This window comes from Povalibacter sp. (genome assembly GCF_036735925.1).
Taxonomy (GTDB): Bacteria; Pseudomonadota; Gammaproteobacteria; order Steroidobacterales; family Steroidobacteraceae; genus Steroidobacter.
The window spans coordinates 35249-46191 of the sequence record NZ_DAINNK010000044.1 but is presented as its reverse complement, the minus strand read 5'-3'; the positions used below and the strand labels follow the sequence as shown (position 1 = coordinate 46191).

Genomic DNA, 10943 nt, shown 5'->3' with positions numbered 1-10943 from the left:
AGAAAGAAACCAAACCAGCCCTCCGCTCAATCCTTCGCAGCCACCTGTTCGCGCCATCTCGCTGCTTCCCGCGCGCGGGCGCTTTGCGGTGCGAAGGCGCGCCAGAACTCATCCGCCGAACCGAACAGCGCGGTAGCCTGTTCGGCATTTCCCTGTGCCAGCGCCAGCCGGCCGCGCTCCGCGAGAATTTCCGCTAGCACCGGCGTCATGCGGACCGCAAGCGTACGCTGGGTTTCCTCCGCCTTCTGCAGCGACGACTCGGCCGAGGCGAGATCGCCTGCAGCGAGATGAACTTCGCCCAGGCCCGCGAGTGCTGCGACCAGCGAACGCGTGGGCGGTCCGGCTGCGGCGAGTTCGACTGACTTGTCGAAGTGGGTCCTGGCAAGTTCGAGATCCTTTCGCGCCAGCGCGATCATGCCCAGCCCCGCATGAGAATCCACGGCCGCAGGTCCGGTCGAGGCAGCGGCGAGAGTCCGATCAAACTCTGCCTTCGCTTCATCGAGCCGTCCGGCCAGCACCAGTGCATTGCCATGGGACGACGTTGCGTTGGCGATCCAAGGCCCGCCCGAGGTGTCGAGGCGCTTCATGTCGGCCAGCGCTGTCGCGAGATTGGCCACGGCTTCGTCGCTGCGGCGCGCCGTCATCAGGGCGATTCCCAGCGAGGCGCGCACACGCGATAATCTCGGGCTCTTCGATGCTGGCGATGATCTTCAGCTTCCCGCCGCAGCCGGCGCAGGCGTCGATCTCGATACCGAATACGCGCTTGAGGCACTACGCCCAGCTCATCGCCACATGACGCGGTGTCGAAGGGTCGTCCTGTGGCTTGGCTCCCATCCCCCGATGCGCCGGCGTCACCAGCGCACGCAGTTTGCTGTGCGGGGCGAACACCCCATGAAATCGGGTCAGGTGCGTCCGCGGTGGCGGCACGGCGTGCAATGAGAATCCGCCCGCAGTGGCAGCGCAGCGATGATCGTCCGTCTCCGGCCTTGCCGGCAGGGGTCTGCAACGTGAACAGCTTCTGTCCCGCCGACCGACGGCAAGAGCGTCAGCGACCGGACCGTCGACCGCCGGCAGGTTTGCGCCGGCTGGGCGATGAACCCGTGTCGCGCGGGCCTTTGCGTTCGCGCGAATTCCGCGGCTCTGCGGCGCGCACCGAACGCTTGGCCGGTTTGCGCTGACGGTCCGCCGCGACGCGCGGGGCGCGAACCCGACGTGTCTCGGGCACCGGCTTCACGAGTCCGGCGAGTTCGTAGAGTCGATCCACGAGATGTTCGGGAAGCGCCTGGTGCTTGCCTCGTGGCAGATCGCGCGGCATTTCCAGGTCCGCGTATTTCACCTGCATCACGCGGCTGACCTTGAGGCCCTGCGTCTCGAACAGCGCACGCACGGCGGCCCTGCGGTGCGAGTGCGCGGCCTCGACCCGGAACCAGCGATTGGTGCCCTCGCCGCCCGCCGGTTCGATGCTCTCGAACGAAACCGGCTGATCGTTGAACTGCGTGATGCGCGGCAGCGTGTCGGGATCGAAATCCGGCGACGGCACCAGGACCCGCGCGACATAGGCGGAAGGAATCTGTTCGGAGCGCCGACGCAATGCATCCGCCAGCCGGCCATCGCTCGTCAGTACCAGCAGGCCGCTGTCGCCCGGCTGCATGGTGTTGATCGCGAGCCAGCGCGAACCGCGCACGACCGGCAGCCGTTCCATGACGGGCTCTTCGGCAGCGGAATCGGCGGGTGCATCCGTTTGAGCCTGCACCGGCTGGCCCTGCGGCTTGTGATACAGCAGCACGGCGGCCTTGCCGGACGTCTTCAATCGGGCCGTGACGTCCTGGCCATCGACACTGACCCGATCGCCGTCCTTGTAGCGATCACCGGGCTGGGCGGGGCGGCCGTTCAGCAGCACGCGTCCGGCCAGCATCCACTTCTCGACTTCGCGACGCGAACCGAGGCCGTGGTGTGCCAGGAGTTTGTGCAGGCGTTCGGATTCGTTGCGCATCGAGTGCGTCAACGTCACTCGGACGGCGGTTCGCGCACCGCGTGACTGCTGTCGTCGGGATCGGATTCGGCGGACGCGACCAGCGTGGAGTCGTCGGCATCGTCGCCATCGTCCTCTTCGGTGATCTCCTCGCCTTCATCGCCGTCGGCCGACAGTTCGCCTTCGGCTTCTGCCGTCGTCTCGGTGTCGGCGGCTGCTTCCGTCTCGCCGCCCTCACCCTCGGCCGGTTCCGTCTGCGGCACGTCGCCCGCCGGCAGTTCGAGCTGCACGCCGATGTTCTCAACATCGCGCAGATCGGCCAGCGTCGGCAGCTGGTCGAGGCTCTTGAGGCCGAAGTAATCGAGGAACTCGCGGGTGGTCCCGAGCAGTTCCGGACGTCCGGGCACTTCGCGATGGCCGACGACACGAATCCAGTTGCGCTCCTGCAGCGTGCGCATGATGGTCGAGCTGATCGCAACGCCGCGGATCTCTTCGATCTCGCTGCGCGTGATGGGCTGGCGATAGGCAACCAGCGCGAGCGTTTCCAGCAGCGCGCGCGAATAGCGCGAAGGACGCTCCTGCCACAGCCGCGACACGACATCGACACAGCGCGCGCGCACCTGGATACGCCAGCCGCTCGCCACCTGCAGCAGTTCGATGCCGCGGCTCTCGTAGTCGGCCGCCAGCAGATCGAGCGCTGCCTGGAGCTGTTCCGGCGTCGGGCGCTCGCGCTCTTCGAACAGATCCAGCAACTGCTGCGTCGTCACGGGACGGCCCGCGGCCAGCAGCGTGGCCTCGATGGTGTGCTTGAGATCGATGTCGTTCATTGATGATGCCTCCGGCGCGGTTTCGGTCGCGGCACCAGTCACTTCTTCAGCATTCGCAGACATGGATTACTTCGGCTCCGATTCAGAATCCGCGACCGCAGCGTCGCGATTGTCGGTATCGACGGCTTCGTCCGTCATCCTGTCACTCTCCGGCGACCCTTCCTCCGGAAGGACCGGAGAATCGCCGACAGCGGCGTCGACGATCCCGGTCGCTGCGACGACTTCTGCCGCCGGCGCTTCGTCCGACTGTTCGGCGATGTCGGGCTCTTCATCGTCGATGACGTTTTCGTCGGGCAGTTCGGGCTGCGCCAGCGCCGCTTCGTTTTCCGCATCGGCAGCCGACTCCGCCGACTCGTCGGCGACGACGGCCAGGCGGCGTGAACCGGACGCCGGACGCACGTGCAGCGGCGCATACGGCTCCGCCTGCACGATCTCGATCAAGCCTTCCTTCATGAGTTCGAGGATGGCGCTGAACGTCACCGTCACGCCCATGCGACCTTCTTCGGCACGGAACAAGGTCGTGAACTCGACGAACGCCGCCTCGCGCATGCGGCTCAGGATGTCCGACATGCGCTGGCGCACCGACAGGCGTTCGCGCTGCACGTGATGGTGCGCAAACATGTCGGCGCGAACCATCACGTCCTTCAGCGCCAGCAGCATCTCCTGCAGCGACACCTGCGGCTGGATCTTCACGACCTTGCGTTCGACCAGCTCCACCGAGGTCGGCATCGTGTCGCGCTCCATGCGCGGCAGACGATCGATGTCCTCGGCGGCCTTCTTGAAACGCTCGTATTCCTGCAGGCGGCGGACGAGTTCGGCGCGCGGATCTTCTTCGTCGGTGCCGTCGGCCGACGGCGGCCGCGGCAGCAGCATGCGCGACTTGATCTCGGCAAGCATCGCAGCCATGAGCAGGTATTCGCCGGCCAGTTCGAGCTGCAGCTCCGACATCACTTCGATGTACGACATGTACTGACGCGTGATCTCGGCGATCGGAATGTCGAGGACGTCGAGGTTCTGGCGCCGGATCAGGTACAGCAGCAGGTCGAGCGGACCTTCGAAGGCTTCGAGAAAGACCTGCAGCGCATCGGGCGGGATGTACAGATCGCGCGGCAGCTGGGTCATCGGTTCGCCGTCGACGACGGCGAACGGCATTTCCTGCTGCTGCGGCGGCGGATCGAATTCGAAGCCATCGGCTTCGAGCTGCGAGCCGGTGTCTTCGACCAATTTCAGTTCTGGTTTCATCGGTAATTCATGCCCATCGCCTGATGGACTTCTTCCAGTGTCTGGCGCGCCACGTCGCGCGCCTTCTCGCAGCCCTCGGCGATGATCGCCTTGACCAGGTCGCGATTCTCCTCGAATTCCTGTGCGCGTCCACGGATGACGGTGATCTCGGCGACGAGTACGTCGGACACGCGCTTCTTGCAGTCCAGACAGCCGATGCCGGCGCTGCGGCAACCCTGCTGCACCCAGGCCTGAGTCTCGGCGTCGGAGTAGATCTTGTGAAGGTCCCACACCGGGCACTTGTCGGGATCGCCCGGATCGGTGCGCCGCACGCGCGCCGGATCGGTCTGCATCGCCCGGAGCTTCCTGGCCACCGAATCGGGATCTTCGCGCAGGCCGATGGTATTGCCGTAGGACTTCGACATCTTGCGGCCGTCGAGGCCGGGCACCTTGGGCGTGGCCGTGAGCAGCGCTTCCGGCTCGATCAGGATGCTGCGGCCCGTCCCTTCGAGATAGCCCTGCAGCCGCTCGCGATCCGCCAGCGTCAGGCGGGCATTGCCGGCGAGCATGGCCTGCGCTTTTTCCAGCGCCTGCGCATCACCCTGCTCCTGATAAAGCTTGCGCAACTCCTTGTACTGGGTGCCGTTGCGACTGCCGAGACCCTTGATCGCCTTCTCCACTTTCGCTTCGAAGTCACGCTCGCGTCCGTAGACATGATTGAAACGGCGCGCCACCTCGCGGGTGATTTCGACATGGGCGATCTGGTCCTCGCCCACGGGCACGTAGGCCGCCTTGTAGAGCAGGATGTCGGCGCTCTGCAGCAGCGGGTAGCCGAGGAAGCCGTACGTCGCCAGATCGCGATCACGCAGTTGCTCCTGCTGATCCTTGTAGGTGGGCACGCGCTCGAGCCAGCCGAGCGGCGTGATCATCGACAGCAGCAGGTGCAGCTCCGAATGCTCCGGCACGCGCGACTGGATGAACATGGTCGAGTTCGCGGGGTTCAGGCCGGCGGCCAGCCAGTCGATCACCATCTCCCAGGTGTTCGATTCGATGTTCGAGGTGTCGTCGTAGCCCGTGGTCAGCGCATGGATGTCGGCGACGAAGAAATAGCACTCGTACTGGTACTGCAGCTGCGTCCAGTTCTTGAGGGCACCGAGGTAGTTGCCGAGATGCAGCGCGCCGGTGGGGCGCATGCCGGACAGGACGCGTCGGTTGCTGGTATGGGTCGCGCTCAAAACAGATCCCTGCAGACATCCGGGCGCTCGCGCGCGGCTCGGATGCATGACGTTCTAGGGTTGGTTTATCAGAGTCTTACGCCGTCTTCTTGAACGAGAACAAAGCAGTTTTGACGGCCGCGGCATTATACGCAGCTTGACAGCTCCGTTGATCCGCACCCGCTACTCGAAGGTGCTGACATCGCCCTTGCCGCGACGGGCGATCACCGGCGCCGGACCCGCCAGGTCGATCACGCTGGTCGGCTCCAGGCCGCAGTTGCCGCCATCGACGACGGCATCCACCGCGTGCAGCAGCCGGTCCTGGATCTCGCGGGCATCCGTCATGGGCAGATCCTCGCCGGGCAGCAGCAGGGTCGAACTCATGATGGGCTCGCCCAGTTCGGCCAGCAGCAGGAGCGGCACGACATGATCGGGTACGCGGATGCCGATCGTGCTGCGCTTGGGATTCTGCAGACGCCGCGGCGTTTCCTTCGTGGCATCGAGGATGAAGGTGTAAGGCCCGGGCGTGAAGGCCTTGAGCGTGCGGTACTGCTGATTGTTCACGCGGGCGTACCTGGCGATCTCGGAGAGATCCCGGCAGACCAGCGTGAAGTGATGGTGCTTGTCGGTCTGGCGGATGCGCGAGATGCGTTCCATCGCCGCCTTGTCCCCGATATGGCAGCCCAGCGCGTAGCAGGAATCCGTCGGGTAAACCACGATGCCGCCGGCCCGCATGATTTCCGCGACCTGCCGGATGAGGCGCGGTTGCGGGTCTTTCGGGTGGATTTCGAAGAAACGGCTCGTCATTGCTCGTGCTGGACCGGCATCTGGGCGGATCGGTTGACAGCGCATCGGGGAAATCCCGCGCGCCGATTCAGGCGGTCGACGGCCAACTGTCAACCGGCAACCATCCGGGTATCATACCCGCCCCTTCGCCGGGCCCGCCGCCACGACATGCAGCTGCTGTTCGACTTCTTCCCGCTGATCGCCTTCTTCGTCGCCTACAAGTTCGCGGGCATTTTCGTCGCGACCGGCGTCATCATCGCTGCCGTCATCGTGCAGACGGCGGTGCAGTGGTTCCGTCATCGCAAGGTCAGCACGATGTCGCTGATCTCCGCGGCGCTGGTGCTGGTGTTCGGCGGGCTCACGCTCTGGATCCACGACGAAGCCTTCATCAAGTGGAAGGTGACCGTCGTGTACTGGCTGTTCGCCGCGGGCTTCCTCGTCAGCCAGTTCGTCGGCGAGCGTCCGATCATCCAGCGCATGCTCGACGGCAACGTCACGCTGGAGCGGCCGCTGTGGCTGCGGCTCAACACCGTGTGGGCGCTGTTCTTCCTGGCGCTCGGCGCCCTCAACATCTACGTGATGCACCACTTCAGCACCGACGCCTGGGCCAAATTCAAGGTCTTCGGCGTGATCGGCCTGACGCTGGTGTTCACGGTGCTGCAGGGCATCTGGCTGGCGACGAAGCTGCCGGCCGACGAGCCGAAGACCGGCTGAACACAGGAAATTCTCCAGTGACCCGCGCCGAAAAAATCTGCGCCCGGCTGCGCAGCGCGCTGCACGCCGATGCGGTGGATCTCATCGACGACAGCCACCTGCACGCCGGTCACGCCGGCGCGCGCGACGGCAGAGGTCATTTCCGGGTCCGCATCGTCTCGCCCGATTTCGAAGGGCTGCGGACCGTGCAACGCCATCAACTCGTGTACCGATCGCTCGGCGACCTGATGCAGACCGACATCCATGCACTCGGCATCGCCGCGCTCACTCCCGCCGAAGCCCGTACTTCCGATTGAACCCACGCAAAGGATTCTCATGAACCGCCGTCTGTCTCCCTTCGCCTTTCTTGCCCCGCTGCTGCTGCTGGCCGCCTGCGGCAAGGCGGCCGCACCCACGCCGCCGGCCGAGTCCGTCGCCACCGTGAACGGCAAGGCCATCAGCAAGTCGCAGTTCGACCTCTACGTCGCCAACATCGAGCGTCAGGCCGGTCGTGAGATTCCTGCCGATCAGAAGTCGCAGCTGCTGGATCAGTTCATCGGCATGGAACTGGCCGCCGATGCGGCCGAGAAAGCGGGGATCGCCAAGGACTCCCAGGTCGCGGACCAGCTCGCACTGGCGAAGCTGAATGTCATCGTCGATGCCGGCCTCAAGAAGTATCTCGATGAGCATCCCGTGACGGACGAGGAACTCAAGCCCGAATACGATGCCCAGGTGGCCGCGATGCCGCGCGAATATCACGCGCGCCACATCCTCGTCGATGACAAGGCGACCGCGGATGCGCTGACGGCGCAGCTCAAGGGCGGCGGCGATTTCGCCAAGCTCGCCAAGGAGAAGTCGAAGGACTCCTCCAACCAGAACGGCGGCGATCTCGGCTGGTTCACGCTCGACACCATGGTGAAGCCGTTCGGCGATGCGGTCTCCGCGCTGCAGCCCGGCCAGATGACGGATCAGCCGGTGCAGAGCCAGTTCGGCTGGCACATCATCAAGCTCGAAGAATCGCGCGCGCCGGCCCCGCCGGCCTTCGAGGAAGTGAAGGATCGCGTGAAGCAGCTCGTGCAGCGCAAGCGCCTGCAGTCGTATCTGGACGAACTGCGCAAGAACGCGAAGATCGAGAAGAAGATCTAGTGACGAAAGTGACGTAAGTCACGACAGTGACGAAGGTCGGAACGAGCGCGTTCTGACCTTCGTCACTTGCGTCACCGTCGTGACTATCGTCACTGCTGCGCCAGCAGCTTCAGAAATCCCGCCTCGTCCAGTATTTCGACGCCCAGCTCCTGGGCCTTCTGCAGCTTCGAGCCCGCTTCGGCGCCGGCCACCACGTAGCTGGTCTTCTTCGACACACTCCCTGACACCTTGCCGCCCAGCGCCGTGATGCGATCGCTGGCCTGATCGCGGCTCATGCTGTCGAGCGTGCCCGTCAGGACGAAGGTCTTGCCGCTCAATGCGCCTTCCGCAGGTCCGGTACGACGGGCGTGCACCGGCCAATGCACGCCACGTTCGCGCAGGTCGACGATCACCTGGCGGTTCTGCGGCTGCTGCAGGAAGTGATGCACGTGCGCGGCAACGATCGGGCCGACGTCCGGCACTTCCTGGATCTGTTCCTCGGTCGCCTCCTGCAGCGCTTCGATGGTGCCGAAGTGCGCTGCCAGCGCGGCGGCCGTGGCCTCGCCGACATCGCGAATGCCGAGCGCGTACAGGAATCGGCTGAAGGTCGTCTTCTTGCTGTGTTCGAGCGCGGCCAGCAGATTCGCCGCGGATTTCTCGCCCATCCGTTCCAGTTCGCCCAGCTGTTCGAGCGTCAGTCGATACAGATCGGCGGGCGTCTCGACCTGGCCGCCATCGACCAGTTGATCGATCAGCTTGCTGCCGAGGCCTTCGATATCGAGCGCGCGACGCGAGGCGAAATGCCGCAACGATTCCTTGCGTTGCGCGGGACACACCAGCCCGCCGGTGCAGCGTGCCACTGCCTCGCCTTCCACGCGCTCGACGTCCGAACCGCACACCGGACATTTCGCCGGCAGCTGGACTTCGAGTGCGGATGCCGGACGCTTCTCCAGCATCACCTTCACGATTTCCGGGATCACATCGCCGGCACGGCGGATCACGACGGTGTCGCCGATGCGGACATCCTTGCGACGGACTTCATCCATGTTGTGCAGCGTCGCATTGCTCACGGTGACGCCGCCGACGAACACGGGCTCCAGTCGCGCCACCGGCGTCAATGCGCCCGTGCGACCCACCTGGAACTCGACGCCGCGAACGACGGTGTTCTCTTCATGCGCCGGAAACTTGTGCGCAATCGCCCAGCGCGGCGCGCGCGCGACGAAGCCGAGGTCGCGCTGCTGCTGCAGGCGATTGACCTTGTAGACCACGCCATCGATCTCGTACGGCAGCTTCGCGCGCTTCGTACCGACGTCGCGGTAGTACTCCAGACAACCCTGCGCTCCCTGCACGACTTTGAGCAACGGCGAGATCTTGAGCCCCCATTCGCGCAACTGTTCGAGGGATTCCGAGTGCTTTGCGGGAAGCTTCCAGCCCTGCGCTTCGCCGACGCTGTAGAAAAAGACATCCAGCGGCCGGCTGGCGGTCAGGCGCGGATCGAGCTGCCGGATGCTGCCTGCAGCTGCATTGCGCGGATTGACGAACACTTTTTCGCCGGCCGCCAGCGCCTTCTCGTTCATCGCCTTGAAACCGGCGATCGTCATGAACACTTCGCCGCGCACTTCGAGCAGTTCGGGCACCTTGCCGCGCAATCGCATCGGCACGGCCTTGATGGTGCGCACGTTGTGCGTCACGTCCTCACCGCGCGTGCCGTCGCCGCGTGTCGCCGCACGCACGAACCGGCCGGCTTCGTAACGAAAGCTCATGGCGAGGCCATCGAGCTTCGGCTCCGCCGCGTATTCCACCGTCTCGATGTCGTCCAGCCGCTCGCGCACGCGGCGATCGAAATTGAGCAGGTCCTCTTCGGTGAATGCGTTGTCCAGCGAGAGCATCGGCGTCGTGTGCACGACTTCGCGCAACTCGCCGACGGGCGTCGCACCGACACGCTGCGTCGGCGAATCCGGCGTGATGAGATCGGGATTGTCAGTCTCGATCTGCGTCAGCTCCCGCATCAGCCGGTCGTATTCGGCGTCGGAAACCTCGGGATCGTCGAGGACGTGATAGCGGTAGTTGTAGCGCTCCAGCAATTCGCGCAACTCGCGGGCGCGCGTGGCGGGATTGCGCAGAGGCGACATCGAGGATCAGTAGGAAGTGGGAATGGATCGCTGGTCGCGCGCCTGGCCGCGCTCGAAATCGACGATCTCCTGGCGCAGCCGGTCGATGCGATGGACCGTCAACGGCACGCCACGCTCGTCCTGCAGCGTGCCGCCCAGCCCTTCCTGCAACTGCTTGCCGCAGGCCACCAGGTCCTGCAGCGCCTGTACGCCCGGAACCGGGCCCGGCAACTGCGCAAACAGGGTGACGCCAGAATACTGCTGGCCCGGCATGCGTTCGAGTTCGAACGTGCCGGGCTCCATCATGCTCGCCACGCTGAAAATGCTCGTGCCGTCGTCATGCAGTCGATGAAAGACGTCATAGCGGCCGAACTGCAGCGACTCGCCCTCCAGCGCAGTGCGCAGCGCTTCGCCGGGAAATCGCTGTCCCGGCGCCGCGAGACGCAGGGCGATGATCTTGCGCCGCTCGATGCGACGCGGGGCCGGCGTGCTGCTCATTCCGAGCGTGGGCGCATCAACGGGCTCGCGCGCGGGCAGTTCGGCGGTGAGATCGGGATCGGCAGGCGGCCGGATATCGGCAGGCGCGGCATCGTTCTCGCCGAGAGTCGGCTCCACACGGATGCCGCGGGCCGGACGCAACGAGGCATCCGTACGAGACGCGCCCTGCTCGCGCACCGGTGATCGCTCTGCTGCTTCGCTGCGCGCGGCGGCGCGAATGACCGGCTCCGGTTCGTCCAGCGGCTCGTACGCCGGCTCATCGCGAGCCAGCGAATCGTCATCTTCCAGATCATGCGACGGCGATTCGAACGCCGGTTCGACCAGTGGTTCGGGGCGAACGTGGACTGCGCCTTCGCTGGCCGCATCGGCGCGACGGTCGCTGCGCCGACCCCACAGATAGATACCGATCAGCAGCAGCGCCCCGCCGGCAATCAGGATCCAGCGCAGATCGTTCATGCGCGCACTCTCTCAAACCAATGCCCTTCTTCTTCCTGCT

General features: G+C 65.3%; 10 protein-coding genes and 1 pseudogene. 3 read left to right on the top strand and 8 right to left on the bottom strand.

Going from position 1 to position 10943, the window contains the following annotated elements:
* Positions 1-26: 26 nt before the first annotated feature.
* From V7D81_RS14265 to V7D81_RS14235, 6 genes and pseudogenes are all read right to left on the bottom strand, one after another.
* Positions 27-644 (bottom strand): tetratricopeptide repeat protein, encoded by a 618-nt coding sequence (locus V7D81_RS14265; RefSeq protein ID WP_442958353.1) that lies wholly within the window; start codon positions 642-644, stop codon positions 27-29.
* 401 nt (positions 645-1045) lie between these two features.
* Positions 1046-1993 carry a S4 domain-containing protein gene (locus V7D81_RS14255; protein WP_324317359.1) on the bottom strand — a complete coding sequence of 316 codons (948 nt, stop codon included), beginning with the start codon at positions 1991-1993 and terminating at the stop codon, positions 1046-1048.
* A 14-nt stretch (positions 1994-2007) separates the two neighbouring features.
* A complete protein-coding gene (scpB, locus tag V7D81_RS14250) occupies positions 2008-2799 on the bottom strand; it encodes an SMC-Scp complex subunit ScpB (RefSeq protein ID WP_324317357.1) in 792 nt (263 codons plus the stop codon).
* 318 nt (positions 2800-3117) lie between these two features.
* A pseudogene (locus tag V7D81_RS14245) lies at positions 3118-3951 on the bottom strand (segregation and condensation protein A); the annotation flags it as partial.
* An 86-nt stretch (positions 3952-4037) separates the two neighbouring features.
* Complete coding sequence (locus tag V7D81_RS14240) at positions 4038-5255, bottom strand: tryptophan--tRNA ligase (protein ID WP_324317353.1); 1218 nt, start codon at positions 5253-5255, stop codon at positions 4038-4040.
* A 162-nt stretch (positions 5256-5417) separates the two neighbouring features.
* Positions 5418-6041, bottom strand: a complete 624-nt coding sequence (locus V7D81_RS14235) for an L-threonylcarbamoyladenylate synthase (RefSeq protein ID WP_324317351.1) — start codon at positions 6039-6041, stop codon at positions 5418-5420.
* A gap of 147 nt (positions 6042-6188) precedes the next feature.
* Here V7D81_RS14235 and V7D81_RS14230 point away from each other — a divergent pair, with 147 nt between their 5' ends.
* The 3 genes from V7D81_RS14230 to V7D81_RS14220 are packed head-to-tail and all read left to right on the top strand — an operon-like array spanning position 6189 to position 7859.
* Positions 6189-6734 (top strand): septation protein A, encoded by a 546-nt coding sequence (locus tag V7D81_RS14230; RefSeq protein WP_324317349.1) that lies wholly within the window; start codon positions 6189-6191, stop codon positions 6732-6734.
* A 17-nt stretch (positions 6735-6751) separates the two neighbouring features.
* Positions 6752-7030: a BolA family protein gene (locus V7D81_RS14225; RefSeq protein WP_324317347.1), complete on the top strand. Its 279-nt coding sequence runs from the start codon at positions 6752-6754 to the stop codon at positions 7028-7030.
* A 19-nt stretch (positions 7031-7049) separates the two neighbouring features.
* A complete protein-coding gene (locus V7D81_RS14220; RefSeq protein WP_324317345.1) occupies positions 7050-7859 on the top strand; it encodes a peptidylprolyl isomerase in 810 nt (269 codons plus the stop codon).
* An 89-nt stretch (positions 7860-7948) separates the two neighbouring features.
* Here the strand turns inward: V7D81_RS14220 and ligA are convergent, their stop codons facing one another.
* The gene (gene ligA, locus V7D81_RS14215; protein WP_324317342.1) at positions 7949-9970 is read right to left on the bottom strand and encodes an NAD-dependent DNA ligase LigA; all 2022 of its coding nucleotides are present in this window, start codon (positions 9968-9970) and stop codon (positions 7949-7951) included.
* Positions 9971-9976: 6 nt separating this feature from the next.
* The gene (locus tag V7D81_RS14210; protein ID WP_324317341.1) at positions 9977-10903 is read right to left on the bottom strand and encodes a cell division protein ZipA C-terminal FtsZ-binding domain-containing protein; all 927 of its coding nucleotides are present in this window, start codon (positions 10901-10903) and stop codon (positions 9977-9979) included.
* Positions 10904-10943 lie beyond the last annotated feature (40 nt).